Consider the following 25,925-nt stretch of genomic DNA (forward strand, 5'->3'; position numbering starts at 1 on the left):
CTAAGGCAAGCCTAAGTTAGCAGGCGGGTTGGACTTATGCCCCCATAAGGCAGACTTATGGGTTCCCCAAGGCGAAGCAGGGGGTGTGGCGGGCAGCCCTGCCCACCGGCCCCCACGATGACGACATCCGCCGCGGCGCGCCCCTCCCGGCCATCGCGCTAACTCATGAAGGAAAGCCGCACATGCCGCTGAGGATTGTCGCCGTTGGTGTCCACCAGGCACACAGACTGCCAGGTACCAAGGGCCAGCTCTCCCCCGACCACCGGCAAGGTGGCGTGCGGCGGCACGATCGCCGGGATCACATGGTCACGTCCATGGCCGGGACTGCCGTGCCGGTGGCGCCACCGGTCGTCCGCCGGAAGGAGGTCGCCGAGGGCGGCCAGCAGGTCCTCGTCGCTTCCCGCTCCCGTCTCCAGGACCGCGACGCCCATGGTCGCGTGGGGCGCGAAGACGTTCAGAAGGCCGTCCCGGCCGTGCGCGACGTCCCGCAGAAAGGCGGCGCATTCCCGGGTCAGGTCGTAGACCGCCTCGCGTGAGCCGGTGGTCACATCGATCACTCGCGTCATAAAGGTCTCAGGCATGCGCCCGATCCTGACAGAACGGCCGACGGAATTCCCTCCACCGATACGACCCCAGGCGACGCCGATGCCAACGCCGATGCCGATGCCGATGCCGATGCGGGGAAGCAGAGCAGGGAGCGAAGGGCCCGGCCAGTCGCCATCGGCGCGACGGCCCACGACGCGGGCGCGGGACGCACATCGTCTGGGACCGGAAGGGCACGCATTAATGCCTTTCGGTGAAAAGCCCATGGTCAGGCGGGGCAATTGACAGGAGATCGCCTCGCGGACCGAGCGGACTTCGCTCCTGTCGGGCGCTCCAACAGCCCGGACCGGGTGCGCACCGTTATCCAAAGCGTCACTGTTCGCCTTCCGTGTTTGTACACCCGCGACTCATGAGTGGGAGGAGGGGAAAGGCCTGCTTAACTTGCCTTATGAAGAAGCGAGTTGAGAGAAATCCGCAGCAGCCTCAGTTCGAATTGCGCTGCGGTGGATTACATGTGACGCTCCATCGCATTCCCGTCTGGCTGATCACGCTGATCTCCACAGCGGGCGGCACCGGCGCTGTTTGGTGGACCAGCCGATAGAGCGGGGCGGCGGTCCGGAATTCCCGGGTCGATTGCTCGGCGACCTTGAAGAGCGGCTCGGGCGAGGGGCGAGGCGTCCGCATGGTGAGAACGTTCAACTCCTCAACTACACCCGGGCCCGGTCGGACACGTCCATTCACACACGTCCATGAGAGCACCCGGTGGACGTTCCGGTCACGGCACGGGCGCCAACGGCACGGAGCCTGACGTGACGGTGAAGGGGCACCGCAGCGGCATTGGGGAGCAGAGGCTCCGCACGGGGGTCCGGTGCGGTCGGGCAACCTCGCGGGTGGCGCCGCAACACCCCCGCAACAAAGGTCCACCAGCCGAGACGGCGTTTGACCCCCCTCGGAGCGCACCATTACGTTCACGGGCATGTCTACGTCAGCCCTGCTCACGACGCGCGGTCACATCGACCTGCTGCGAGTGGCCTCCGCCGCCTGTTGTCGCGGCTGCTGACGCTCCCGACGTTCTGACGCGCCTGGCGCTCTTCCTGCGCCGGCCGTCGCGCCGCGCCACCCGCGCGGAGTGAATCCGCGGCGCCGTGCCGGTTCCGGCCAGGTCGTCGGGCCGGGGTGATGTCCCGCGTCGCCCGGCCGCACTCCCCTCCCTCCTCGCCCTCCCCCGTCTTCCTCTCTGCCGCCCCGCGCTGCCCAGGTAGTTGCCCCCACAGCTGCCCTCGTACGTGTGCGTTCGGGCGGGGCCCTCCTCTCCCTGTGGAGCCCTCATGACCATTGATCAGGCCGCTCTCGGCCATTCACCGCCCGATATATCCGGTACGAGCAATGCCGATGAGGTGCCGGATACGTCGAAGGCGGCTGCCCGGTCCGGCGGCACGGACGCTGACGGCCGTCCGACCCACCCCGGGACCGGCCCCCGGACCGGCTTGCCGGAGCTTTCCCGTGTGGTGCCCGTCTCGCGGAGCCGGCGGTCCGTACCCAGGTGGCTGCGGCGCACCGCGGGGCCCGTCGCGTTGCTGGTGGTGTGGCAGGTGCTGAGTGCGACCGGGGCGCTGCACGCCGACATCCTGGCCTCGCCCGGGACCATCGCCGCGACCGGTGGCGATCTCATCGCGGACGGGACCCTGCCGTCGGCGATGCTGGTGTCGCTTCAACGTGTCGCTGTCGGGCTGCTGTTCGGCGGCGTGGCGGGTGTGACGCTGGCACTCGTGTCCGGGCTTTCGCGGCTCGGGGAGGACCTGGTCGACGCGACCGTGCAGATGTTGCGCTCCATCCCCTGGGTGGGGGTGATCCCGCTCTTCATCATCTGGCTGGGCATCGGCGAGGCACCCAAGATCGCGCTGATCTCGCTCGGGGTGGCGTTCCATCTGTATCTGAACGTGTACGCCGGAATCCGCGGCGTGGACTCCCAGTTGGTCGAGGCCGGCACCTCGCTCGGACTCGGCCGGTGGGGTCTGATCCGGCACGTCGTCCTGCCGGGTGCGCTGCCGGGCGCCATGACGGGACTGCGCTACTCGCTGGCCACCGCCTGGCTCGCGCTGGTCTTCGGTGAGCAGGTCAACGCGGATGACGGTCTCGGCTTCCTGATGAACCAGGCCAGGGAGTTCTTCCGTACCGACGTGATCGTGGTGTGCCTGGTGGTCTACGCGATTCTCGGGCTCATCGCCGACTTCCTCGTCCGTACTCTCGAAAGGCTGCTGCTGCAATGGCGACCGACCTTCACCGGCCAGTGACCGGCACCGACCAGGGCGCGGAGCACGGCGCCGCCGTTCAGGTGGACGCCCTGGTGCGGTCCTTCGACGGGCGCGCGGTGATCGACGGTCTCCAACTGGACATCCGTCCGGGCGAGTTCGTGGCACTGCTGGGCCGTAGCGGCTGCGGCAAGTCGACCCTGCTGCGGGTACTCGCCGGCCTCGACCGGGAGATCGAGGGCGAGGTGCTGGTGCCGCGCCGCAAGGCCGTGGCCTTCCAGGCTCCCCGCTTGATGCCCTGGAAGCGGGTCTGGCGCAATGTGCTGCTGGGGCTGCCGGGCCGCCCCGAACGCAGCACCGCGATCGCGGCGTTGGACGAGGTCGGGCTCGGCCACCGTGCCGATGCGTGGCCCAAGACCCTCTCGGGCGGCGAGGCCCAGCGCGCCTCGCTCGCACGTGCGCTGGTGCGCGAGCCCGATCTGCTGTTGCTGGACGAGCCGTTCGGTGCGCTCGACGCGCTGACCCGGATCAAGGCGCAGCGGCTGGTCGCCGAGTTGTGGCAGGAGCGCGGCTGCGCCGTGCTGCTGGTCACCCATGACGTCGAGGAGGCTCTGCTGCTCGCCGACCGCGCCTTGGTGATGGAGGACGGCCGGATCGCGTACGAGACCGAGGTGGACCTGCCGCGGCCGCGCACCCTGGCCGACCCGCGCTTCGCCGAGCTGCGCGCCCGTCTGCTCGACCGGCTGGGCGTGGAGGAGGGGCAGCCGGACGAGGCGCCCACCGCCCCGGACGCCCCGGCTCCCCCGGCCACCACGGACGACCGGCGCGCCGCCTGACCGGCGTGCCCGGCGCGCGGCCATCACAGCCGCCCGCCCCGGCCCGCCTCCCCCCCCCACCGACAAGCACCACCACCTCGTACCAAGAACGGAACGGACATCCCATGCGACCACGGCACACCGCCCCGGCCCTGCTGCTCCCCCTCGCCCTCTTGCTGGCCGCCTGCGGGGGATCGCCGCGGGCGGGAGGATCCGGGGGCGGCACCGGCAGCGGCACCGACGGCAAAGGGTCGGTGACGCTCAACGTCGGTGACCAGAAGGGTGGTTCGGAGGCGGTGCTGCGGGCCGCCGGCGAGCTGGACGATCTGCCGTACCGGATCAAGTGGTCGACCTTCACCTCGGGGCCGCCACTGCTGGAGGCGGTGAACGCGGGCGCCGTCGACGTCGGCGGGGTCGGCAACACGCCTCCGGTGTTCGCCGCCGCGGCGAAGTCGAAGATCAAGGTCATCGCGGGTACGCACAGCCGGGCCGAGGGCGACGCGCTGCTGGTCAAGAAGGGCTCGCCGTTGAAGAAGCCGGCCCAGCTGAAGGGCAAGTCGATCGCGGTGGCGCAGGGCAGCTCGGCGCACTATCAGCTCATCTCGCAGCTGAAGAAGGCCGGTCTGTCCCCGAAGGACGTCACCCTGAACTACCTCCAGCCGGCCGACGCGCTCGCCGCGTTCTCCCGGGGCAAGGTGGATGCCTGGGCCGTCTGGGACCCCTACACCTCGCAGGCACTCGCGCAGACCGACGCGCGGGTGCTGACCACCGGGCAGGGTGTGGTCAACGGGCTGAGCTTCCAGGTCGCCGCGCCCGCCGCGCTCGACGACAAGGCGAAGTCCAAGGTGCTCAAGGACTACAACGACCGGCTGCGGCGCGCCCAGAACTGGGTCTTCAAGCACCCCGACGCCTGGGCGAAGGCCTGGTCGAAGGAGACCGGTCTGCCGCAGAAGGTGGCGCTGGCCGCGGTCAAGCGCACCCGGGGCACGGCGGTCCCGGTAGCCGTGGACAAGGCCGCGATCGCCTCCGAGCAGAAGATCGTGGACACCTTCGCCTCGCTCAAGCTCATTCCCCGCTCCTTCGACTTCGGGTCGTTCGTCGACCCGCGCTTCAACGGCGACCTGCCGCCTTCGAGCACGGCGCCCCGCACCTACGGAAAGGCCGGCTGACATGTCCGTACACCTGCATTGGTTCCTGCCGACCGGCGGCGACGGGCGCACCCTCGTCGACCGGCACGCGTACACGGACGGCGGTATCCGGCGGGACCGCATCACCCCGGTGAGCGGGGTACGGGCCCCGGACATCGAGTATCTGGCCCAAATAGCCAAGGCGGCCGAGCAGTTGGGGTTCGAGGCGGTGCTCACGCCGACCGGCACGTGGTGCGAGGACGCCTGGCTGACGACGGTGGCGCTCACCCAGGTCACCGAGCGGCTGAAGTTCCTGGTCGCCTTCCGGCCCGGGGTGATCTCGCCGGTGCTGGCGGCGCAGATGGCGGCGACGTATCAGCGCATCTCGCGCGGACGGCTGCTGCTGAATGTGGTCACCGGCGGCGACTCCACGGAGCAGAAGCGGTTCGGCGATCACCTCGACCATGACCGGCGCTATGCCCGCACCGATGAGTTCCTGCAGGTCGTACGGGGTGTGTGGGGCGGGAAGCCGTTCGACTTCCAGGGCGAGCACTACCAGGTCGACGGCGGGCTGACCGCCCTGCCGCCGGACCCGCTGCCGCCGGTCTTCTTCGGCGGGTCGTCGCCGGCCGCGGGTCCGGTCGCCGCGCGGAACGTGGATGTGTACCTCACGTGGGGCGAGCCGCCCGAGCAGGTCAAGCAGAAGATCGACTGGATCCGGGGGCTGGCCGAGAAGGCGGGCCGCACGGTCCGCTTCGGCATCCGGCTGCACACCATCTCCCGCGACTCCTCCAAGGAAGCCTGGGCGACCGCCAACCGGCTGCTGGACGATCTCGACCCGGACACCGTCGCGGCAGCCCAACAGGCCCTGGGCAAGAGCGAGTCGGTGGGCCAGCAGCGGATGCTGGCGCTGCACGGCGGTTCGCGCGACAAGCTGGAGATCTCGCCCAACCTCTGGGCGGGCGTCGGCCTGGTGCGCGGCGGGGCGGGTACTGCCCTGGTCGGCAGCCATGCCGAGGTGGCCGACCGGATCGAGGAGTACCACGCGCTGGGCGTCGAGCACTTCGTGTTCTCCGGCTATCCGCACCTGGAGGAGGCGTACTGGTTCGGTGAGGGCGTGCGGCCCGAGCTGGCGGCGCGCAGCCTGCTGGACGCGGTCCCCTCGCCCCTCGACGGAGTGCCGGCCGCCAACGGGCGCCCGGCGTCGGCCCCCGGCGGCGCCCCGCTGCTGTTCGGCGGGGGGCGCTGAGCCGGGGCCGGGGCGCGACGGGACGAGCGGGGCGGCGACGGGCGGGCGGGGCGGGGCGGGGCGGGGCGGGGCGGGAAGACAATCGCCGCTCCGCTGGTTGGCAGAACCATGAACGTCAGCGGGGTGCACGGGACCGAGGTCGAGGTCGTGGTGATCGGCGCCGGGCAGGCCGGCCTGGCCGCCGCCTTCCACCTGCGACGGAGCGGGTTCGCACCGGACCGGGACGTCGTCGTCCTCGACCACTCCCCGCGCCCCGGCGGCGCCTGGCAGTTCCGCTGGCCGACGCTGACGTACGGCAAGGTGCACGGCATGCACGCACTGCCGGGCATGGAGCTGACCGGCGCGGCCCCGGACCGTCCGTCCTCCGAGGTCATCGGCGCGTATTTCGACAGTTACGAGCAGGCCTTCGGGCTGCGGGTGCACCGCCCGGTCAGCGTGACGGCGGTGCGCGAGGGACCGGACGAGCGGCTGCTCGTCGAGACGTCCGAGGGGGTGTACGCCACCCGGGCGCTGATCAATGCGACCGGCACCTGGGACCGGCCGTTCTGGCCGCGGTTCCCCGGGCAGCGGGACTTCCGCGGCCGGCAGCTGCACAGCGCCCAGTATCCGGGCCCGCAGGCATTCACCGGGTCGCGGGTGGTGGTGATCGGCGGTGGGACCTCAGCCGTCCAGCAGCTGCTGGAGATCGCGCCGGTCGCGGCCGCCACGGCCTGGGTGACGCGCCGGCCGCCCGTCTTTCGCGAGGGCCCTTTCGGAGCGGAGCAGGGCCGGGCCGCCGTGGCGCTGGTCGAGGAGCGGGTGCGGGAGGGGCTGCCGCCGCGGAGCGTGGTGAGCGTGACGGGGCTGCCCATGACCGAAGCGATCCGGCAGGGCCGTGAGAGCGGGGTGCTGGACCGGCTGCCGCTGTTCGACCGGGTCACCCCGACCGGGGTGGCATGGGCGGACGGGCGCTCGGTCGAGGCGGACACCCTGCTGTACGGGACCGGCTTCCGCGCCGCCATCGATCACCTCGCGCCGCTGCGGCTGCGGGAGCCGGGCGGCGGGATACGGATGGCGGGCACCCGGGCGCTGCGCGATGCCCGGGTGCATCTCGTCGGCTACGGACCGTCGGCGAGCACCATAGGCGCCGGCCGGGCGGGCCGTGCCGCGGTGCGCGACATCCGCAAGCTGCTCGACGGGAAGCGGCAACTCCCCTCCGGATCGGCGGAATTGGCGAGCAGCCTCGCTCCGTAGCCGGGCCGCTCCCGAGGGGGAACAAACGAACGTGGGGGCGAGTGTTCGCCGGAAAGCGTGATCGAAGGCGGGAAGGGTTCCCGTAGGGGCAGGCGGCGGGTGATGCTTACGGGGCGCAAGCGACGGGCTGCAGACCGTTACGGCGCCTCCGGCCGACATCCTCTGCTGGGCCGGAGCGTTGGTCCCACACGCATCACTTTGCACAAGGAGAAAGACCAGATGAACTTCCTCACCAACCTGCTTGCCGGCGTCGTCCACTTCGTGGGTTGGCTCGTCTGACGGACCTGGTAAAACACGGGCGCCGCTCCTCCCTGTCCCGGGAGGAGCGGCGCCTTCGTCGTGCGGGAGGGGCGCCCCGGCTACTTGTCCAGCTTCTGCCGTGAGGTCTCCGGCAGCGCCAGATAGACGCAGAACGACACCAGGCACAGCACCGCGACGTACCAGGGGAAGAGATCGGCGTGCCCGGCCTGCTTGAACCAGGTGCCGACGTACGGTGCGGTGCCGCCGAAGAGGGCGACGGTGAGGGAGTACGGGAAGCCGATACCGGCCGCCCGCACCCGCGCGGGGAAGACCTCCGCGTTCACCGCGGCGGCGACCGAGGTGTATCCGGTGAGCAGCACCATCCCCGCGCACTGCACCAGCAGCAGCGACAGGAAGGAGTCGGTGACCAGGTGCAGCATCGGCACCGCGAGGACGGCGAAGCCCAGCGAGAAGCCGAGCAGCAGCGGTTTGCGGCCGATCCGGTCCGAGAGCATGCCGCCGAGCGGTTGCAGCAGGGCGAAGAACACCAGCGAGAGGGTGCCGACGGTGAGCGAATCGCCCTTGTCGAAGCCCGCGTTGACCTGCGCGTAGGTCGGCAGGTAGGTGGTCCAGGTGTAGTAGGCGATGGTGCCGCCCGCGGTGATGCCGCAGATCAGCAGTGACTGCCGGGGGTAGCGGCGCAGTGCCTCGAAGAGGCCGGGCCGCTCGGCCGCCCGCTGCTCGGCGCTCGGGGTCTCCCCCGCTCGTGCGTAGTGGAGAGCCTGGGGCAGGGTCTCCTGCGCGCCGCGCCGGATCCAGAGCCCGAGCAGGCTGAGCAGCGCGCCGACGAGGAACGCCACCCGCCAGCCCCACTGGCCCATCTGCCCCTCGCTGAGCAGCGCGGCGAGCAGGGCCGCGGTGCCGGAGGCCAGCAGCTGGCCGATGGTCGTGGAGACGTACTGGAAGCTGGAGAACAGCCCGCGGCGGCCGGGTCCGGCCGATTCGACGAGGAAGGTCGTGGAGGCCGCGAATTCGCCGCCGACGGACAGGCCCTGCACGAGGCGGGCGATGACCAGCACGATCGGCGCCAGCACCCCGGTGGAGGCGTAGGTGGGGGTGAGCGCGACCAGGAGGCTGCCGCCGCCCATCAGCAGGATGGTCAGGGTGAGCGCCACGCGCCGGCCGCGCCGGTCGGCGACCGCGCCCATCAGCAGTCCGCCGACCGGCCGCATGAAGAAGCCGACCGCGAAGACCGCGAACGAGGACAGCAGCGGCACCAGGGAGTTGCCGGTGCCCTTGGGGAAGACCTGTTCGGCGAAGTAGACGGCCAGGAAGGAGTACGCGTACCAGTCGTACCACTCCACGGCGTTGCCGACGGAGGCCGCTGCCAACTGGCGCAGCTGCGAGGGCCGCCGCGCACCGCCGGGCGCCCCGTCCTCCTTCACTATGCGTTCCGCACTCGTCATGGGTCCTCCGCTCCCGGTCCTTCTCCTGAGCCTGCTGCTGGGGCAGGATGATCCGACAGGTGATCATGCACCGGTGAGGTGGGTGGCCGCCAGGGTTCCGGGCGGCCGAAAGGAGATGGCAACGTGCGCGTAGCACTGTTCGTCACCTGTATCAACGACACGCTCCATCCGCGGACGGGCCGGGCGGTGGTCGCACTCCTGGAGCGGCTGGGGGTCGAGGTCGACTTCCCCGCCGGGCAGAGCTGCTGCGGGCAGCCCCAGTTCAACACCGGCTACCGGCATGCGACCGAGCCGCTGGTGCGGCGCTTCGACCGGGTCTTCAAGGAGTACGACTACGTCGTCACCCCGTCCGGTTCGTGCGCGGCGATGGTGCGGGACAACTACCCGCGGATCGGGGCGAAGGCCGCGGCCGAGGGGCGCGGGCGGCAGCTGGCGGACGCGGCGGCCGCCGCGGTGCCCAAGACATACGAGCTGACCGAGTTCCTGGTGGATGTGCTGAAGGTGACCGACGTCGGCGCCTCTTACCCGCACACCGTCACCTATCACCCCACCTGTCACGGTCTGCGGATGCTGGGGCTGGGCGACCGGCCGCGGCGGCTGCTGGAGAGCGTCAAGGGTCTGGAGCTGCGCGAGCTGCCGGGAGCCGAGGAGTGCTGCGGTTTCGGCGGCACGTTCGCGGTGAAGAACCCGGCCGTCTCCGCCGCGATGGGCGCCGACAAGGTCCGCCACATCATCGGGACCGGCGCCGACGCGGTCTGCACCGTCGACAACTCCTGCCTGCTGCACATCGGCGGCACCCTCACCCGGCAGGGCGCGCCGGTCCGCCCGGTCCACATCGCCGAGATCCTGGCCAGTACGGAAGGGAGCGTGCTGTGAACGGTACGTACCTGGGCATGCCCGCGTTCCCCCGGGCCGCGGCCGCCTCCACCCGTGACACCCAGCTGCGCGCCAACCTCACCCACGCCACCCGCACCATCCGCGACAAGCGGGCGAAGGCGGTCGACGAGCTGGACGACTGGGCGCAGCTGCGAGCCGCGGGCGCCGCGGTCAAGGACCGTACGCTGCGCCATCTCGACCACTATCTGGAACAGTTGGAGACGGCGGTCACGGACGCGGGCGGGCAGGTCCACTGGGCGGCGGACGCCGACGAGGCCAACCGGATCGTCGCGCGGCTGGTCCACGAGACGGGCGAGCGCGAGGTCGTCAAGGTCAAGTCCATGGCGACGCAGGAGATCGGGCTGAACGAGGCGCTGGCCGAGGCCGGTATCAGCGCGTACGAGACAGATCTGGCCGAGCTGATCGTGCAGCTCGGTGACGATCTTCCGTCGCACATCCTGGTCCCGGCGATCCACCGCAACCGTTCCGAGATCCGCGACATCTTCCGCCGGGAGATGGGGAGTTGGGGTCGTCCGGCGCCCGAGGGGCTGTCCGACTCCCCCGCCGAGCTGGCGGAGGCGGCGCGGCTGCACCTGCGGGAGAAGTTCCTGTCGGCCAAGGTGGGGATCTCCGGCGCCAATTTCATGGTCGCCGAGTCGGGCACGCTGGTGGTCGTCGAGTCCGAGGGCAACGGGCGGATGTGCCTGACGCTGCCCGAGACGCTGATCTCCGTCGTGGGGATCGAGAAGGTCGTCCCGACCTGGCAGGACCTGGAAATCTACCTCCAGTTGCTGCCGCGCTCGTCCACGGCCGAGCGGATGAACCCCTACACCTCCACCTGGACGGGGACGACCGACGGCGACGGACCGCAGGCCTTCCATCTCGTACTGCTCGACAACGGGCGGACCGACACCCTCGCGGACACCGTCGGGCGGCAGGCGCTGCGTTGCATCCGCTGCTCGGCGTGCCTGAACGTCTGCCCGGTCTACGAGAGGGCCGGCGGGCACGCCTACGGCTCGCCCTACCCCGGCCCGATCGGTGCCATCCTCACTCCGCAACTACGCGGCGTCCAGGGCTCGTTGGAGGCATCGTTGCCGTACGCGTCGTCGCTGTGCGGGGCCTGCTACGAGGTCTGCCCGGTCGCCATCGACATCCCCGAGGTGCTGGTGCATCTGCGGGAGCGGGTGGTCGAGGGCGGCCCGGTCACCCGCAACGGCGTGCGCACGGTCCTCAAACCGGCCAAGGGGCATGCGGCGGAGCGGGCCGCGATGCGGGCCGCCGGGTGGGCGTTCGATCATCCGGCGGCGCTGCGCGGCGGGATGCGACTGGCGGCGCGCACCAGGAAGCTGCACCCCAAACGCCTTCCCGGGCCGGGGCGCGCCTGGTCCGACACCCGTGACCTGCCGCCCGTGCCCGCCGAGTCGTTCCGCGACTGGTGGCAGCGCACCCGCGCCACCACCCCGAAGCCGCAGGGAGGCTCCGCATGAGCGGGCGCGACGTGGTCCTGGCGCGGGTGCGCCGGGCATTGGCGGATGTGCCGCGCGGCGAGGGGCCGAAGGACCCGCCGGTGACGCGGGACTACCGGCAGGTGCACGGCTCCCGTACCACCGCGCAGACCGTCGATCTGCTCGCGGAGAACCTCGCCGACTACCGGGCGATCGTGCACCGCTCCGGCGCCGCGGAGCTGCCCGCGCTGATCGGCCGGCTGCTGCGCCGTACGGTGCTCGTCCCGCGGGGCCTGCCGTCGTGGTGGCTGGACACAACCGACGCCACCCGGGTGGCCGACGACGCTGCCTCGACCCCCCATCAACTGGACGCCGTGGAGAGCGTGGTGACGGGCTGTGCGGTCGCCATCGCGGAGACCGGCACCCTCGTCCTGGACGCGGGGCCCGACCAGGGCAGGCGCCGGATCACTCTGGTGCCCGACCATCACGTCTGTGTCGTACGGGTCCCCGACCAGGTCGTCGGATCGGTGCCGCAGGCGCTGGTGCGGCTGGACCCGGCACGGCCGCTGACCTGGATCTCCGGCCCGTCCGCGACCAGCGACATCGAACTCGACCGGGTCGAGGGGGTGCACGGGCCGCGCACCCTTGAGGTGATTCTGCTGTCGGGCTGAGCGGCGCGTTCCGGACAGGTACGGCGGGGACAGGTGTGCCGCCCCGGTGTCAGTGGGGACTTCTACACTGATCAGGACTGCGCATGGTGCATGCGGCAGCCGGTCATGTCGATGCGATGGGGGTCGCGGCCCCGGGGGGAGAAGCGGATGATGCTGCGGCAACGCGTGCCCGCCCAGCGCTCGCGCGCGAGCCTGCCCCTCCCGGACCCCGGTGCGCCGCCCCGCTCTGACGACCCGCCCGCCTCCGCTCCCTCCCGGCTGCTCACCTGGCTGGGGCGGCTCGGCGCGCCGGCCGCCGCGTTCGCCGTGTTCCAGACGCTGCTGGGGATCCTGCCGGAGGGGCTCGGTGTCGAGACGGCGCGCTATGCCGTCGCGGGGACGGCCGGTATCGGTGTGGGCGTCGTGGCGTGGCTGGCGGCCGCGCTGCTGCGCGCCAGGGCCGCGCCGGGCGAGGCCCCCGCCCCGGCCGTTCCCACGCCGTCGCCCGCCGGTTCGCTGCCGGACCTGCTGGACGGTACGTACGAGGCGCTGCGGCGCGGGATCGCCGTGGTCGACGTGCCCGGCGAGGAGCCCATGACGGGCTGGCCACACTCCCTCGCGGAGAGCGAACCCCCCGTGTATCCCACGGCGTTCGGCACCGCCTACGGACTGCACCTGCTGCTCGACATCGCGCCGTCCGACGGCCGGATACGCACCGGCGAGGTGATCGCGACGCTGTGGCGGCTGCGACTGCCCGACGGCGGCTGGGCCGCCCGTTCGCAGGGCCTCGGGGCGCGCCCGGAGGTGACCGCGATCGTGCTGGGAGCCCTGGCGCGGGCCGGCGTGGATCCCGATCTGCTGGCCTCCGAGGTCCGCCGCTGCGAAGCCCTGGTGGACCCCGGTCAGGACGCGTACGGCCTCGCGAACACCTACGTGGTGACGAATGTGCTGCGCGGGCTGCTGCGCGCCGCCCCCGGCTCCGCCGTGCTGGGCGGGCTGCGCGACGACCTGGTCAACGGCGCCACGACCGACGCCACGCGCGGTGGCCACCGCTGCTGGGGTGCCGCGCTGGCCACCGGCCGGGGCAATCCGGCACCGTCCGCCGCCCACACCGCGCGGGCCGTGGTCGCGCTGGACCGGGCCGCCCGGGTGCTGGGGGAGGACGAGCGGCAGCGCGCCGCGCGCGAGGACGGACTGCGGTGGCTGCTGGCCGGTCCGGCGCCGCTGTCGGGTGGCTCGCCCGACCTGGAGAACAGCCAGGAGGATCTGCGGCGTCCCGGCCTGGAGGACCCGCTGCACCGCGAGCTGCTGTCGGTACGGCATTTCGCGGCGGCCTGGGTGGCCCGCGCCCTGATGACGGACGGAGCCCGGCAGATCGCGGCGGACGGCGTCGGCCTGCCGGTGTGGGAGGCACAGCTGACCACGGCCGTGGCCCGGGTGTACGGCATGCAGCAGGACGGGGTGTGGCGGTGGGACGACGGGCCCATGGGGCACCCGGTGTGGATGGCGTATCAGGGGCTGTCGGTGCTGCGCCGGCATGCGCAGATGGTCTACCGGCCGTGATGGCGGGCGGATCGCCGCTCGGGGCGGAGTTCCGGGAGGCGGGCCCGTGGTCCGGCGCCGGCCGGTGGTGGTGAAGGGGAGGCAGGAATGCAGGTCGAGGAGGCACGGCGGCTGCTGGCCGAGCGGCTGGGCGGCGCGCCCCCGGCGCCGGAGGTGGCGCGCGCGGCGATCGCCCGGCTGGCGGACCCCGCCACGCTCGGCCCGCTGGTGCGGCGATTAGCCGACGGCGATCAGGGACTGCCGGAGTGCATCCGGCTGTCGTACCGTCATGTGCTCGGTTTCGACAAGCTGTTACTGCTCGGCGGGGCGCCGCGCTTCATGCTGCGCGTCCATTTCTGGCACGGCAGGACCGGCGCGGTTCCCGAGGACATCCACAATCACCGGTGCGCGATCGCCTCGGCGGTGGTGCGCGGACGGGTGCGGATGGAGTGCTACGAACCCTCCGCCGAGGGCGAGCCCGCGGTCGCCTACCGCGAGACGATCGACGGGCCCGGTGGTGCGTGGCGACTGCGGCGGATGGGGGACGCACGGCTGCGGCTGCTGCGTACGGAGCGGCATGCGGCGGGCAGCAGCTACGGCCTCGCGGCCACCGCGCTGCATCGTGTGGTGAGCGAGGAGCCGAGCGTGACGCTGTTCCTGGAGACCGCGCCCCGGCGGTCGGTGACCGATGTCTATGTCAGGAACGGCGGCGCGCGGCGCCCGGATCCACTGCCCAAGATTCCACTGCGGCAGGACGTGTATCTCGCCGAACTCGACGCACTGGCACGGTCTTTGGGGTACTGAACGGCGTACCGAAGGCGGCGGGCAGCGCGTGGGTGAGGCCGGGGACGCGGAAGCCGGACGGGTCGAGCCGGCCGCCGAAGGCCTGACGGATGACGTCGAGGTTGTAGGCGTCCACACCGGCCTCGGCGAGTTCGTCGGGTCGCGCCCAGCGGTAGGCCTGGTCGGGGCTGGGCAGCACCACGTCGAGGTGGAAGGGGCGGACGACGAAGTTCTCCTGGTGATTGCGGACGCGGCGGCCTTGATAGTCGCTCATGAAGGAGGACGAGCCGGTGTGCGCGACGATGGTGCCGAGCAGTCCGGTCTCCTCCTTCAGCTCGCGCAGGGCGCCGCTCTCGGCGCTCTCCCCGCGGTCCAGTTTGCCGCACGGCACGCCCCACGCGCCGGGCAGGAAGCGTTCGCTGTAGCTGCGGCGCACGATCAACACACGCGCCTGGTGCACCACCACGGCCGCGGCCAGGTAGGTGTGAGCTGCGGGCTGATTCATCAGTCATCTCGCGATCCGGGAGGGCGGGCGGCGGGCCCGCGACGGACATCCACCGTACCGGCCACGCCCTTTTCGGGGACCGTTCCCGGCAGCACGGCGGGTGGTGAAGGAGCGTGCGGGGGGCTTGTCTTGAGAACAGATGTTGTTCGATCCTGGGGCTTCCTGTTGCCTTACGTTCGGAGCTGTCGCATGAACGTACGTGGCGTGAGCCGCCGCTCCTTCCTCGCCACCAGCACCGCACTCGCGGGCTGGGCCGCCTTCTCGGCACAGAAACGGGCGTTCGCCGCGGAGGCCTCCGGCGCCGCCGAGGGGGAATGGAACGGGCGACCGCGCGTCTTCCAGGTGAACCGCGAGACGGCCCGCGCCCGCCTGATCCCCTACCGGAACACCGCATCAGCACTGACGGGCACGTTCACCGAATCCCCCTACTACCGTTCCCTGAACGGCAGTTGGCGCTTCCACTGGTCGAAGAACCCCGACGTTCGCCCTCAGGACTTCCACCGGCCCGACTACGACGACAGCGGCTGGGACCGGATCGCGGTGCCCTCCAACTGGGAGATCGAGGGCTATCCGGAGCCGATCTACCTCAACATCAAGTACGCGTGGGAAGGCTACGAGACCCCCGCGCCGCCCGACGTCCCCAAGGACTTCAACCCGGTCGGCTCCTACCGCCGTACCTTCACGGTGCCCCAGGACTGGGACGGCCGCCGCACCCTGATCTCCTTCCAGGGCGTCAAGTCGGCGTTCTTCGTCTGGGTCAACGGCGAGCGGGTCGGCTACAGCGAGGACAGCTTCACCCCGTCCGAGTTCGACATCACCGGCCACCTCCAGTCGGGCACCAACTCCCTTGCGGTGGAGGTCTACCGCTGGTCCGACGGCAGCTGGCTGGAGGACCAGGACATGATCGACCTGTCCGGGATCTTCCGCGACGTGTACCTCTACTCCATCCCGCCGGTGCACGTCCAGGACCTGGAGGTCCGCACCGACCTGGACGGCGAACTGCGCGACGCCGTCCTGACCGTTCGCACCACCGTGCGCGACCGGGGTGCGGGCGGGAAGGCCCGGACGGGCGAGCACCGGCTGACCGCCACCCTCCACGACTCCGACGGCAAACCGGTCCTGCCCGAGCCGCTGACCGCCGCGGTGTCCTTCGACGGCAGCAAGGACGTGAGTGTCGAGCCGAAGGCCACGGTGCGGGCCCCCGACCTGTGGTCGGCCGAGGCCCCGCATCTCTACACACTCCTGGTCACCCTCACCGACCCGAGCGGCCGGACGGTCGACGTCCAGCGCACCACCCTCGGCTTCCGCACGGTCTCCTGCGGCCCCGGCTCCTTCACCGTGAACGGCCGCCCCATCGTCCTGCGCGGCGTCAACCGCCACGAGTCCGACCCGGACCACGGACAGGCCGTCACCGAGGAGCGGATGCGGCAGGACATCCGCATCATGAAGCGGCACAACATCAACGCGGTGCGCACCTCGCACTACCCGAACCACCCCTACTGGCTGGAGCTGTGCGACACCTACGGCCTGTACGTCATCGGGGAGGCCAACCTGGAGACGCACGGCGTGCGCGACAGCCTGCCCGCCGGTCTGCCCGAGTGGACCGACGCCTGTCTGGACCGGATGCGCTCCATGGTGGAACGGGACAAGAACCACCCCAGCATCGTGGTCTGGTCCCTGGGCAACGAAGCAGGTCAGGGCAGCAATTTCCAGGTCATGGCGGACTGGACGCACCACCGCGACCCGTCCCGGCCGGTCCACTACGAAGGCATGAACGACGTCGCCGACATGCACAGCGAGATGTACTCCACGCCCGACCAGGTGGAGAAGTACGGCACGTCCGGCAACCCCAAGCCCTACATCCTGTGCGAGTACTCCCACTCGATGGGCAACAGCACCGGCAATTTCCAGGACTACTGGGACATCATCGAGCGCTACCCCAACCTGCACGGCGGCTTCATCTGGGACTTCGTCGACCAGACGATCCGCCTCCCCGTCCCCGGCGACCCGCGCCACACCTATCTGTCCTACGGCGGCGACTGGAAGCCCGGATACCCCACCGACGGGATCTTCTCCTGCGACGGCATCGTCTCCTCCGACCGCGTCCCGCACCCGGCGATCCACGAGGTGAAAAAGGTCTACCAGGCCGTGCGGATGGCCGCTGCCGACCCCGGCGTCAGTGCCGTGCAGGTCACCAACCGGCAGCTGTTCCTGAACCTGGACGCCTACGAGCTGCGCTGGGAGGTCACCCGTGACGGGCACCGCATCCAGCGCGGCACGCTCCCGGCGCCGAAGGTCGCCCCCGGGGCGGACGGGACGGTGAAGCTGCCGCTGAAGCGTCCCGCGCGGCCGGAACCCGGCGCCGCGTACTGGCTCAACCTCTCCTTCGTACTGCGCGAATCCACCCGCTGGGCGGACGCCGGGCACAGCGTGGCCGCCGAGCAACTCGCCCTGCCCTGGCACACCCCGGCTCCCGCCGACCCGGCACCCTCCACCCTGCCGCCGCTGAAACTCGCCGAGACCGACAAGGCCGTGACCGTCAGCGGCCGGGACGTCGAACTCGTCCTCGACAAGGCCTCCGGCGCCCTGACCTCCTACCGGCACAAGGGCCGGGTGCTGCTGTCCGGCGGGCCGGTGCCGAACTTCTGGCGCGGCGCCACCGACAACGACATCGGCCGCGGCGCCGAGAAGTCGCTGCGCACCTGGCGGGAGGCCGGCGCCGGGCGGAAGGTCACCGGGGTGAAGGCGGCCCAGCCGTCGCCCTCCGAGGTCACCGTCGAGATCGCCGCCACGCTGCCCACCTCTCCCGCCACCTCCCGCTGGGACACCGTCCTGACCGTGCGGGGGGACGGCGAACTGCGCGTCAAGCACACCCTCTCCCCCGGTGCCGGGCTGCCCGATCTGCCGATGGTCGGTGCGCTCCTCACCGTCCCGGCCGGGTTCCGGACCTTCGACTGGTACGGGCGCGGTCCGCAGGAGAACTACTGGGACCGGCACACCGGCGCGTTCGTGGGCCGCTACCGCACCTCCGTCGACGAGCAGCTGGGGCCCTACGCGCGTCCCCAGCAGACCGGCAACGCCATCGATGTGCGCACCGCCTCCCTCACCGACCGGGACGGCACCGGACTGCGGGTCAGTGCCGAACCGGGCGAGGACGCGCAGCTGTTGGAGATCAGTGCGCTGCGGTACGCCCCGACCGACCTGGAGGAGGTGCGGCACCCCCATGAGCTGAAGCCGCGCAAGGAGACCCAACTGGGCGTCAACCACCGCCAGATGGGCGTCGGCGGCAATGACTCCTGGGGCGCGCCGCCGCTGGAGAAGTACCTGCTGCACGCCGACCGGACGTACAGCTACGCCTACCGGCTCTCACCGGCGTAGGACCGGCCGGAGCCGCACCGGTCCGCGGCCGGGCGCCGAGGGTGACCCTGACATGCGTAGGCAGGCGCTGCACAGGCACGCGATGCCTACGCAGCGCAGAGGTCTGGGTAACCCTCCCGCCCGGCAGCAGACTCGCTGCCATCACCACCGGCCGGAAGACCGAGAGGCCGGAAGACCGAGAGGCAGCCCCCGTCATGAGCAGCACCGCGCACACCACCGCCGACCGGACCCACTGGAACGCCGGGTGGGCCGCGGCAATGCAGCGCCCCAGCACCGGTTTCGACAAGAACTGGGCCGAGGAGGGCTTCGCCGACCAGACCGTCCGTCAGATCGTGCGGGTCACCGGTTCGGGCACCTCGGCCCGCATCAAGCTCTCCAACCGCTACGGGACCGGCCCGTTGGAGGTCTCGGGCGCCACCCTCGCCCGTACGGACACCGGAGCGGCCGTGCTGCCCGGCACGGGCGTCGGGCTCACCTTCGGCGGCGCCTCCTCGGTCACCGTCCCGGCGGGCGGCGAGGTCCACAGCGACGCCGCCGAGGTGCGGGTGGCGGCGTTCGACGCGCTGACGGTGTCGTTGTACTTCGCCCGGCCGACCGGCCCGGCCACCTTCCATGCGCAGGCGTTCACCACCGCCTACCGCGCCGCCGGGGACCAGTTGGGGGCCGCCGACCCGGCCGTGTTCACCGAGACGACGGTGTCCTGGTACCACCTCGCGGCGCTCGAACTGGCGGGTGGGGAGGCGCGCGAGGACACCGTCGTGGTCTTCGGGGACTCCCTCACCGACGGCTTCGCCTCCACCGTCGACGGGAACCGGCGCTACTCGGACGCGCTGGCCGAGCGGCTGGCCGCCCGGGGCACCCCGCGTCCCGTGCTCAACCTGGGCATCGGCGGGAATCTGCTGCTCAACGACTCGGCGTGGTTCGGTGAGCGGGCCGGCGCCCGCTTCGGCCACGATGTGCTGGACCAGCCGGGCGTCCGCTCGGTGATCGTCCTCGTCGGGCTCAACGACATCGGGTTCAGCGAGGTGGACCTGCCGTCCTACAAGCCGAACCCGGACAACCCGGTCGCCGGACTCCTCGCCGGTTACCGGGACCTGATCGGCCAGGCGCACGCGGCCGGGGTACGCGTCACCGGCGCGACGGTGCTGCCGTTCAAGGGCTCGGAGTACCACACGCCGGCGGCCGAGGCGAAGCGCAAGGAGGTCAACGCGTGGATCCGTACGTCGGGTGAGTTCGACGCGGTCGCCGACCTCGCCGCGGTGTTCGCCGACCCGGACGATGCCGACGCGCTCGCCGCCCGCTACGACAGTGGCGACCACAAGCACCCCAACGACGCGGGCTACCGCGCGATGGCCGAGGCCGTCGACCTCGACACCCTCTGAGCCGTCGGGCCGTGCGGGGTCAGCCCGCGTCGGGGGCCGCCAGGCGCTGGGCGACCCGGAAGGTCTCGGTCACGACCATGGTGTCGTCGTCGACGGTGAACTCCGGGTCGCCCAGCGCCTCCCGCATGTCCGGACCGTGCCAGTACTCCTCGTGGCCGCGCCCCGCGGAGTCGGGCAGGACGGCCTGCTGCCCGACGACCGGCAGCGGCTCGTCGAACCGCGCGTACTCCGTCAGCAGTCCGGTCGTGGCGGTCTTGGCGCCGGACAGCACCGCGGCGACGAGCCGGTCCCGCAGCGGCCCGGGGAAGCCGAGCTCGAAGCGGGGGAGGTCCTGGTGGGTGGTCATGGCAGGAGGGTACGGGGCGGCCGGCCCCGAACCGCCGACCGCGCTCGCCGGAGGTTCAGTCCGATGCGGCGCCGGGCCGGGCGGCCTCGCGGGCGGTGTGCAGGGCCCAGAGGATCAGCGGGACCTGGCCGGGGAGCCGGGCGTAGGCGGCGGCCTTGAGGGGGGCCGGGCGGTTGCGCCAGTCGTGGGCCATTTTGACGTTGGCGGGGAAGACGACGGCGAACAGGCCGGCAGCGGCAAGAGCGCCCGCCCGGCGGGTGCGCGGGACGGCGATGGCGGCGGCGATGGCGAGCTCGGCGGCACCGCTGGCGTAGGTCCATGCGCGCGGGCTGCCGGGCAGGGTCCGGGGAATCATCGCGTCGAACGGCTTCGGCGCGAGGAAGTGCACGGTGCCCGCGCCCGCGAGAAGGCGGGCCAGCAGGCGGGCGGAACGGGCGTTGGCTGCCACGACATGCTCCCGGATCGGTCGGTCCCGCGGACGGCGACGGTCGAGGAAGGGGGTGCGGCGGCCGCCCCGACCTGTGAACTGGCCGCCGCGATCCCGACCTTACCCGTGGGTCACTTACGGGGTCATCACCTGATCGCCGGACGCCGTGAGGCGTGCGTCACGGTCAGCGGGCGGTACGTCCGGTACGCCCTGATCCACCCGCTGCTGTCGCGCGTCCTGCGCGTCCTGCCCGTCCCTTACCGCGTGTCCGTCGACCGGTACGCGCAGCGCGTCGCGCCGGACCAGGGCGGCGTAGCGGCCGTCGGCGGCGAGCAGCTCGTCGTGGGTGCCGCTCTCGGCGATCCGGCCGGCGTCCAGGACCACGATCTGGTCGGCGTCGCGGACCGTGGAGAGGCGGTGCGCGATGGTGAGCGTCGTGCGCCCCTGGGAGAGCGCGTCGATGGCCTCCTGCACCGCGTGTTCGGTGCGGGTGTCCAGGGCGCTGGTGGCCTCGTCCAGGACGAGTACGGGCGGATCGCGCAGGATGGTGCGGGCGAGCGCGAGGCGCTGCTTCTCGCCGCCGGAGAAGCGGTAGCCGCGCTCGCCGACGAGGGTGTCGTAGCCGTCGGGGAGCGAGGCGATGTGGTCGTGGATCTGGGCGGCGACGGCGGCCCGTTCGATCTCCTCATCGGTGGCGTCCGGCTTCGCGAAGCGCAGGTTGTCGGCGACCGAGGCGTGGAAGAGGTACGTCTCCTGGGAGACCACGCCCACCGCGCGCGCGAGGGTGTCGAAGTCGAGGTCGCGCACGTCCGTGCCGTCCAGGGTGACCCGTCCGCCGGAGACGTCGTAGAGCCGCGGTACGAGATAGCTCAGGGTGCTCTTGCCGCTGCCGGTGGAGCCGACGACGGCGAGGCTGCCGCCGGCCGGGACGGTCAGGTCGATGCCGTGCAGGGTGGGCTCGGCCTCGGGGTCGTAGGCGAAGGTCACGTCCTCGAAGCGGATCTCGCCGCGCGGCGTCTCGATGCGGGCGGGCGCGGCGGGTTCGGTGATGGTGACCGGCAGGTCGAGGTATTCGAAGATCCGCTGGAAGAGCGCGAGCGAGGTCTGCATCTGCACGCCGGTGGACAGCAGCGAGACGGTGGGGCGCAGCAGGCCCTGCTGGAGCGACACGAAGGCGACGAGGGTGCCGAGGGAGAAGGTGGGGCCGCCGAACTGGAGGACCAGCCCCGCCGCCCAGTAGATCAGCGCGGGCATGGCGGCCATCACGATGCCGATGGTGGCCATCCGCCAGCGGCCTGCCATGTTGGAGCGGATCTCCAGGTCGACGAGGCGTTCGGACTCGTCGGCGAAGTTCTTGGTGAGGGAGTCGGCGCGGCCCATCGTGCGGCCCAGCAGGATGCCGGAGACCGACAGCGATTCGGTGACCATCGCGGACATCGAGGCCATCTGCTTCTGCCGCTGGGTGGTGATCTTCTTGCGTTCGTTGCCGACCCGCCGGCTGATCCACACGAAGAGCGGGAGCAGCAGCAGCGAGACGACGGTCAGCCGCCAGTCGAGGGCGATCATCGCGACGACGGTGGCGACGACCGAGGTCAGGTTGGAGACCAGGGAGGTGGCCGTGGAGGTGACCGTCGCCTGCATGCCGCCGATGTCGTTGGCGATCCGGGACTGGACCTCGCCGGTGCGGGTGCGGGTGAAGAAGGCGAGCGGCATCCGCTGGAGCTTGGCGTAGACGGCGGTGCGCAGGTCGTGCATGACGCGCTGGCCGACGGTGGTGGACAGCAGGGTCTGCAGGACGCCGAAGACGCTGGTGGTGACGGCGGTGACGATCATGCCGAGGGCGAGCAGGGTGAGCAGTCCGGTGCGCCGGTCGGGGATCGCCACGTCGAGGATCTCGCGCAGGAGGAACGGCGAGGCGACGGAGACCAGGGAGGAGGCTCCGACCAGCAGGCCGACGACGGCCAGCCGGCCTCGGTAGGGGCGGAAGAGCGTCAGGATCCGCCGCAGCTGGACCGGCGCTTCGGGGTCCTTGGGCGGTGGGGTCCACTCGGGTTGGTCGCTGCGCATGGGCTCCTTCGAGGGGTGTGAGGGGTGCGGGGCCGAACAGGGATCGGTTGAGGATTCATGGAGCCTAGCTCATTGTTACCTATACTCACAATGAACTTAGTCCTGTTATCCTCGCCGTATGCCCTCCCCCGAGCCGACGGTCAGCACCACCAACCTCGCCGAGCAGTTGGTTCGGCTGACCCGCCGGATGCACCGCGCGCAAAAACACCATCTGGAACATCTGGACATCGCTTTCACCCCCGCGCAATCCAGACTGCTGCGGATCGTGGACCACTACCGCGACACCCCGCCCCGGATGGCGGATCTCGCCGAACGGCTGGAGGTCGTACCGCGCGCGGTCACGACGCTCGTGGACGCGCTGGAGGCGAACGGCGCCGTCCGGCGGGTGCCCGATCCGGCCAACCGCCGGGTGGTGCGGATCGAGCTCACCGACACCGGACGCTCCACCCTGCGCGCGCTCCGCAGCGCGCGCAGGGATGCCGCGGAGGACATCCTGGCTCCACTGACCGCCGCACAGCGCGAGGTGCTCGGCGGTCTGCTGTCCGCCCTGGTCGACGGACCGGGGACCCCTCACTGAGTCGCCCGAACCGACCGGAGGAGTGCCGTCATGCCCCTGCTGGAGCCTGATCCCGAGGCCCTGCGACCCACCCTCACCGCTCCCGGCGCGCCCGACCGGGTACCCCTCCGGCAGGCGCGCGGCACTCCCGAGCCGCTACGCGGCGACCTCGTCGCGCTGCTCGGCGCCGCGAAGGTGCTGCACACGATCTCCGACCTGGTCCGTTACGCCTCCGACGCCAGCCCCTACCGCTTCGTCCCGCAGGTCGTGGTGCTGGCGGAGGACATCGACGACATCTCCGCGGTCTTCTCCTACGCCCACGGCAAGGGCCGCCATATCGTCTTCCGGGCCGCCGGGACCTCGTTGAACGGCCAGGCACAGGGCGAGGACATCCTCGTCGACGTGCGCCGGCACTGGTCCGGTGTGGAGGTGCTCGACGACGGCGCCCGCGCCCGCATCCGGCCGGGCACGACGGTGCTGCGCGCCAACAGCACCCTGGCCCGGCACGGCCGGCTGCTCGGGCCCGACCCGGCCAGCGCCATCGCCTGCACCCTGGGCGGAGTGGTCGCCAACAACGCCTCCGGCATGACGGCCGGCACCACCCGCAACTCCTACCGCACGCTGTCCTCGCTCACCCTCGTCCTGCCGTCGGGCACCCTCGTCGACACCGCCGACCCGGAGGCGGACGCGGAGCTGGCGCACGCCGAACCCGCGCTGTGCGCCGGGCTGCTCGCGCTGAAGGACGAGATCGAGGCGGACCCGGAACTGGTGGCCCGCATCCGCGCCAAGTACGAGATCAAGAACACCAACGGCTACCGCCTCGACGCCTTCCTCGACGCCGCGACGCCCGCGGCGATCCTGCGCGGGCTGATGGTCGGATCCGAGGGCACCCTCGGCTTCATCGCCGAGACCGTCTTCGACACCCTGCCGCTGGAGCGCCGCACCTCCAGCGCGCTGCTCTTCTTCCCGTCGCTGCACGCCGCTGCCGCCGCCGTACCGCGGTTCAACGCGGCGGGCGCGCGGGCGGTGGAGCTGATGGACGGCAACACCCTGCGCGCCTCGGTGCGCGTGGCCGGGGTGCCGGCGGACTGGGCCCGCCTCCCGAAGCAGACCTGCGCGCTGCTGGTGGAGTTCCGGGCGGCCGACGAGGCCGCGCAGCGGGCGTACGAAGCGGCCGCCGCGCAGGCGCTGGCGGATCTGGAGCTGGTCGCCCCGGTGCCGTCCGTCACCAACGCCTTCACCCGGGACCCGGCGGCCATCGGGGGGTACTGGAAGGCCCGGAAGGCGTTCGTGACGGCGGTCGGCGGCTCCCGCCCGTCCGGTACGACGCTGATCACCGAGGACTTCGCGGTGCCGCCGTCGCGGCTCGTGGAGGCCTGTGCGGCGCTGCTGGAACTCCAGGACCGGCACGGCTTCGACGCCGCCGTCGCCGGGCACGCCGCGCACGGAAACCTGCACTTCCTGCTCGCCTTCGACGCCGCGCAGCCCGCGGATGTGGCGCGCTATGCGGCCTTCATGGAGGAGTTCTGCACCCTGACCGTCGAGCGCTTCGACGGCTCGCTCAAGGCGGAGCACGCGACCGGCCGGAACATCGCCCCGTTCCTGGAACGTGAATGGGGGCCGCGGGCAACGGAGTTGATGTGGCGGATCAAGGCGCTCGTCGATCCGCACGGCATCCTCGCCCCGCGCGTGCTCCTGGACCGCGACCCGCAGGCGCATCTGCGCGGGCTGAAGACCATTCCGCCCATCGAGGCGGTCGCCGATCCGTGCATCGAGTGCGGCTTCTGCGAACCGACGTGCCCCAGCGGCGACCTGACCACCACGCCCCGCCAGCGCATCGTGCTGCGCCGCGAGATGATGCGCCAGCCGCCCGGCTCCGCGGTCACCACCGAACTGCTGGACGCCTACGGCTATGACGCCGTGGACACCTGCGCCGGCGATTCGACCTGCCGGCTCGCCTGCCCGGTGGGCATCGACACCGGTGCGCTGATGAAGGACTTCCGGCATCGGCGGCACTCGGCGCGGGAGGAGTGGACGGCCGCGCAGGCCGCCCGGGGGTTCAAGGCCGTCGAGAAGGCGGCCCGGCTGGCGGTGGCCGCGGCCGACCGGATCGGCGACCGGCTGCCGGCGACACTGACCGGCGCCGCCCGCCGGGCCGTACGCCCCGATCTGGTGCCGGAGTGGCTGCCGCAGATCCCGGGCGCGGCTGCCCGGGACCTGCCCGCGACCCGGAAGGCGGATGCGGCGGCGGTCTACTACCCGGCGTGTGTGAACCGGATCTTCGGCGGGCCCGCCGGGCATCAGGGTCCGTCACTTCCCGAGGCCGTGGTGGCGGTGTCGCGGCGTGCCGGGCGCCCGGTGTGGATCCCGTCGGACGTCGCCGGGACGTGCTGCGCGACGATCTGGCACTCCAAGGGCTACGACCGGGGCAACGCCGTGATGGCCAATCGCCTCGTGGAGGCGGCCTGGGGCTGGACGGCGGGCGGGCAGCTCCCGCTGGTCGTGGACGCCTCCTCGTGCACGCTCGGCATCGCGCAGGAGGTGGTGGCGTATCTGACGCCCGACAACCGCGCGCTGCACGCCGAGTTGACCGTCGTCGACTCCCTCGTCTGGGCCGCGCGGGAGCTGCTGCCGCATCTGGAGATCCGGCGCACCATCGGCTCGGCGGTGCTCCATCCCACCTGTTCCATGCAGCTTCTGGGGGACGAGGCGGAGCTGCGGGAGGTCGCCGAGGCGTGTGCGCGGGAGGTGGTGGTGCCGGACGACGCGGGGTGCTGTGCGTTCGCCGGCGACCGGGGGATGCTGCACAGGGAACTGACCGAGTCGGCCACCGCGAAGGAGGCGGCCGAGGTCACCTCCCGGCACTTCGACGCGCATCTGTCCGCGAACCGGATGTGCGAGGTCGGCATGGACCATGCGACCGGCGGCCGCGGCTATCACTCGGTGCTGATGGAGCTGGAGTTGGCCACCCGGCCCGGGTGACGCACGGGGTGTCCGGCGCACCGAGCGGTTCGTCCGGAGCACGGACGGACCGCTCGGTGCG

21 protein-coding genes are annotated in these 25,925 nt (G+C 71.7%); 15 read left to right on the forward strand and 6 right to left on the reverse strand.

The annotated features are described in order from the left end of the window. Window positions 1-158: 158 nt before the first annotated feature. On the reverse strand, window positions 159-581 hold the full coding sequence (locus ACIRQ7_RS10890; RefSeq protein WP_404261631.1) for a YjbQ family protein: 423 nt from the start codon (window positions 579-581) through the stop codon (window positions 159-161). 938 nt (window positions 582-1,519) lie between these two features. Between ACIRQ7_RS10890 and ACIRQ7_RS10895 the strand changes: the two genes are divergently transcribed. The 6 genes from ACIRQ7_RS10895 to ACIRQ7_RS10920 all read left to right on the forward strand — a co-directional run bounded on the left by ACIRQ7_RS10895 (window position 1,520) and on the right by ACIRQ7_RS10920 (window position 7,219). Further along, window positions 1,520-1,603 (forward strand): putative leader peptide, encoded by an 84-nt coding sequence (locus ACIRQ7_RS10895; protein WP_401467605.1) that lies wholly within the window; start codon window positions 1,520-1,522, stop codon window positions 1,601-1,603. Between the two features lie 268 nt (window positions 1,604-1,871). After that, window positions 1,872-2,837 (forward strand): ABC transporter permease, encoded by a 966-nt coding sequence (locus ACIRQ7_RS10900; RefSeq protein WP_404261633.1) that lies wholly within the window; start codon window positions 1,872-1,874, stop codon window positions 2,835-2,837. Further along, window positions 2,810-3,631: an ABC transporter ATP-binding protein gene (locus tag ACIRQ7_RS10905; protein ID WP_404261635.1), complete on the forward strand. Its 822-nt coding sequence runs from the start codon at window positions 2,810-2,812 to the stop codon at window positions 3,629-3,631. Before ACIRQ7_RS10900 ends, ACIRQ7_RS10905 begins: the two co-directional genes overlap by 28 nt. A gap of 104 nt (window positions 3,632-3,735) precedes the next feature. Continuing rightward, on the forward strand, window positions 3,736-4,779 hold the full coding sequence (locus ACIRQ7_RS10910; protein ID WP_404261637.1) for an ABC transporter substrate-binding protein: 1,044 nt from the start codon (window positions 3,736-3,738) through the stop codon (window positions 4,777-4,779). A 1-nt stretch (window position 4,780) separates the two neighbouring features. After that, window positions 4,781-5,986 (forward strand): LLM class flavin-dependent oxidoreductase, encoded by a 1,206-nt coding sequence (locus ACIRQ7_RS10915; RefSeq protein WP_404261638.1) that lies wholly within the window; start codon window positions 4,781-4,783, stop codon window positions 5,984-5,986. 108 nt (window positions 5,987-6,094) lie between these two features. Beyond that, on the forward strand, window positions 6,095-7,219 hold the full coding sequence (locus ACIRQ7_RS10920) for an NAD(P)-binding domain-containing protein (protein ID WP_404261639.1): 1,125 nt from the start codon (window positions 6,095-6,097) through the stop codon (window positions 7,217-7,219). 359 nt (window positions 7,220-7,578) lie between these two features. Here the strand turns inward: ACIRQ7_RS10920 and ACIRQ7_RS10925 are convergent, their stop codons facing one another. Beyond that, entirely contained in the window at window positions 7,579-8,925 is a 1,347-nt protein-coding gene (locus tag ACIRQ7_RS10925) for an MFS transporter (RefSeq protein WP_404261641.1), read from the reverse strand. Between the two features lie 123 nt (window positions 8,926-9,048). Between ACIRQ7_RS10925 and ACIRQ7_RS10930 the strand changes: the two genes are divergently transcribed. The 5 genes from ACIRQ7_RS10930 to ACIRQ7_RS10950 all read left to right on the forward strand — a co-directional run bounded on the left by ACIRQ7_RS10930 (window position 9,049) and on the right by ACIRQ7_RS10950 (window position 14,242). After that, window positions 9,049-9,801, forward strand: a complete 753-nt coding sequence (locus ACIRQ7_RS10930) for a (Fe-S)-binding protein (protein ID WP_404261642.1) — start codon at window positions 9,049-9,051, stop codon at window positions 9,799-9,801. Further along, a complete protein-coding gene (locus tag ACIRQ7_RS10935; protein WP_404261644.1) occupies window positions 9,798-11,288 on the forward strand; it encodes a lactate utilization protein B in 1,491 nt (496 codons plus the stop codon). The genes ACIRQ7_RS10930 and ACIRQ7_RS10935 overlap by 4 nt, the downstream gene beginning before the upstream one ends. Next, window positions 11,285-11,917 (forward strand): lactate utilization protein C, encoded by a 633-nt coding sequence (locus ACIRQ7_RS10940; protein WP_404261646.1) that lies wholly within the window; start codon window positions 11,285-11,287, stop codon window positions 11,915-11,917. Before ACIRQ7_RS10935 ends, ACIRQ7_RS10940 begins: the two co-directional genes overlap by 4 nt. 147 nt (window positions 11,918-12,064) lie before the next feature. Beyond that, window positions 12,065-13,459 (forward strand): hypothetical protein, encoded by a 1,395-nt coding sequence (locus tag ACIRQ7_RS10945; protein ID WP_404261648.1) that lies wholly within the window; start codon window positions 12,065-12,067, stop codon window positions 13,457-13,459. 87 nt (window positions 13,460-13,546) lie between these two features. Then, complete coding sequence (locus tag ACIRQ7_RS10950; protein WP_404261649.1) at window positions 13,547-14,242, forward strand: hypothetical protein; 696 nt, start codon at window positions 13,547-13,549, stop codon at window positions 14,240-14,242. On the opposite strand, the gene ACIRQ7_RS10955 is transcribed toward ACIRQ7_RS10950, so the two are convergent. Then, window positions 14,136-14,726, reverse strand: coding sequence for an NUDIX hydrolase (locus ACIRQ7_RS10955; protein ID WP_404261651.1), 591 nt, complete (start codon window positions 14,724-14,726; stop codon window positions 14,136-14,138). The two genes, ACIRQ7_RS10950 and ACIRQ7_RS10955, sit on opposite strands and share 107 nt — an antisense overlap. A 189-nt stretch (window positions 14,727-14,915) precedes the next feature. Between ACIRQ7_RS10955 and ACIRQ7_RS10960 the strand changes: the two genes are divergently transcribed. Together ACIRQ7_RS10960 and ACIRQ7_RS10965 are read left to right on the forward strand one after the other, a co-directional pair. After that, the gene (locus ACIRQ7_RS10960) at window positions 14,916-18,104 is read left to right on the forward strand and encodes a glycoside hydrolase family 2 TIM barrel-domain containing protein (protein ID WP_404261653.1); all 3,189 of its coding nucleotides are present in this window, start codon (window positions 14,916-14,918) and stop codon (window positions 18,102-18,104) included. Window positions 18,105-18,298: 194 nt separating this feature from the next. After that, window positions 18,299-19,486, forward strand: coding sequence for an SGNH/GDSL hydrolase family protein (locus tag ACIRQ7_RS10965; RefSeq protein ID WP_404261654.1), 1,188 nt, complete (start codon window positions 18,299-18,301; stop codon window positions 19,484-19,486). 19 nt (window positions 19,487-19,505) lie between these two features. Here ACIRQ7_RS10965 and ACIRQ7_RS10970 read toward each other — a convergent pair whose 3' ends face one another. From ACIRQ7_RS10970 to ACIRQ7_RS10980, 3 genes are all read right to left on the reverse strand, one after another. Then, on the reverse strand, window positions 19,506-19,832 hold the full coding sequence (locus ACIRQ7_RS10970) for an RNA-binding protein (RefSeq protein WP_404261656.1): 327 nt from the start codon (window positions 19,830-19,832) through the stop codon (window positions 19,506-19,508). 55 nt (window positions 19,833-19,887) lie between these two features. Then, window positions 19,888-20,280 carry a DoxX family protein gene (locus ACIRQ7_RS10975; protein WP_404261658.1) on the reverse strand — a complete coding sequence of 131 codons (393 nt, stop codon included), beginning with the start codon at window positions 20,278-20,280 and terminating at the stop codon, window positions 19,888-19,890. Between the two features lie 114 nt (window positions 20,281-20,394). Beyond that, the gene (locus ACIRQ7_RS10980; RefSeq protein ID WP_404261659.1) at window positions 20,395-22,326 is read right to left on the reverse strand and encodes an ABC transporter ATP-binding protein; all 1,932 of its coding nucleotides are present in this window, start codon (window positions 22,324-22,326) and stop codon (window positions 20,395-20,397) included. Window positions 22,327-22,444: 118 nt separating this feature from the next. Between ACIRQ7_RS10980 and ACIRQ7_RS10985 the strand changes: the two genes are divergently transcribed. Beyond that, window positions 22,445-22,903 (forward strand): MarR family winged helix-turn-helix transcriptional regulator, encoded by a 459-nt coding sequence (locus ACIRQ7_RS10985; protein WP_401466278.1) that lies wholly within the window; start codon window positions 22,445-22,447, stop codon window positions 22,901-22,903. A gap of 30 nt (window positions 22,904-22,933) precedes the next feature. Further along, window positions 22,934-25,864, forward strand: a complete 2,931-nt coding sequence (locus tag ACIRQ7_RS10990; RefSeq protein WP_404261662.1) for an FAD-binding and (Fe-S)-binding domain-containing protein — start codon at window positions 22,934-22,936, stop codon at window positions 25,862-25,864. Window positions 25,865-25,925: the final 61 nt, after the last annotated feature.

The sequence above is a fragment of the Streptomyces sp. NPDC101393 genome (assembly GCF_044767385.1).
In the GTDB taxonomy this organism is placed as follows: domain Bacteria; phylum Actinomycetota; class Actinomycetes; order Streptomycetales; family Streptomycetaceae; genus Streptomyces.

Excerpts from the sequence above, each read along its gene's own strand:
- ACIRQ7_RS10890 (WP_404261631.1), bottom strand. The coding sequence starts at position 581 with ATGCCTGAGACCTTTATGACGCGAGTGATCGATGTGACCACCGGCTCA.
- ACIRQ7_RS10895 (WP_401467605.1), top strand. The coding sequence starts at position 1,520 with ATGTCTACGTCAGCCCTGCTCACGACGCGCGGTCACATCGACCTGCTG.
- ACIRQ7_RS10900 (WP_404261633.1), top strand. The coding sequence starts at position 1,872 with ATGACCATTGATCAGGCCGCTCTCGGCCATTCACCGCCCGATATATCC.
- ACIRQ7_RS10905 (WP_404261635.1), top strand. The coding sequence starts at position 2,810 with ATGGCGACCGACCTTCACCGGCCAGTGACCGGCACCGACCAGGGCGCG.
- ACIRQ7_RS10910 (WP_404261637.1), top strand. The coding sequence starts at position 3,736 with ATGCGACCACGGCACACCGCCCCGGCCCTGCTGCTCCCCCTCGCCCTC.
- ACIRQ7_RS10915 (WP_404261638.1), top strand. The coding sequence starts at position 4,781 with ATGTCCGTACACCTGCATTGGTTCCTGCCGACCGGCGGCGACGGGCGC.
- ACIRQ7_RS10920 (WP_404261639.1), top strand. The coding sequence starts at position 6,095 with ATGAACGTCAGCGGGGTGCACGGGACCGAGGTCGAGGTCGTGGTGATC.
- ACIRQ7_RS10925 (WP_404261641.1), bottom strand. The coding sequence starts at position 8,925 with ATGACGAGTGCGGAACGCATAGTGAAGGAGGACGGGGCGCCCGGCGGT.
- ACIRQ7_RS10940 (WP_404261646.1), top strand. The coding sequence starts at position 11,285 with ATGAGCGGGCGCGACGTGGTCCTGGCGCGGGTGCGCCGGGCATTGGCG.
- ACIRQ7_RS10945 (WP_404261648.1), top strand. The coding sequence starts at position 12,065 with ATGATGCTGCGGCAACGCGTGCCCGCCCAGCGCTCGCGCGCGAGCCTG.
- ACIRQ7_RS10950 (WP_404261649.1), top strand. The coding sequence starts at position 13,547 with ATGCAGGTCGAGGAGGCACGGCGGCTGCTGGCCGAGCGGCTGGGCGGC.
- ACIRQ7_RS10955 (WP_404261651.1), bottom strand. The coding sequence starts at position 14,726 with ATGAATCAGCCCGCAGCTCACACCTACCTGGCCGCGGCCGTGGTGGTG.
- ACIRQ7_RS10960 (WP_404261653.1), top strand. The coding sequence starts at position 14,916 with ATGAACGTACGTGGCGTGAGCCGCCGCTCCTTCCTCGCCACCAGCACC.
- ACIRQ7_RS10965 (WP_404261654.1), top strand. The coding sequence starts at position 18,299 with ATGAGCAGCACCGCGCACACCACCGCCGACCGGACCCACTGGAACGCC.
- ACIRQ7_RS10970 (WP_404261656.1), bottom strand. The coding sequence starts at position 19,832 with ATGACCACCCACCAGGACCTCCCCCGCTTCGAGCTCGGCTTCCCCGGG.
- ACIRQ7_RS10980 (WP_404261659.1), bottom strand. The coding sequence starts at position 22,326 with ATGCGCAGCGACCAACCCGAGTGGACCCCACCGCCCAAGGACCCCGAA.
- ACIRQ7_RS10985 (WP_401466278.1), top strand. The coding sequence starts at position 22,445 with ATGCCCTCCCCCGAGCCGACGGTCAGCACCACCAACCTCGCCGAGCAG.
- ACIRQ7_RS10990 (WP_404261662.1), top strand. The coding sequence starts at position 22,934 with ATGCCCCTGCTGGAGCCTGATCCCGAGGCCCTGCGACCCACCCTCACC.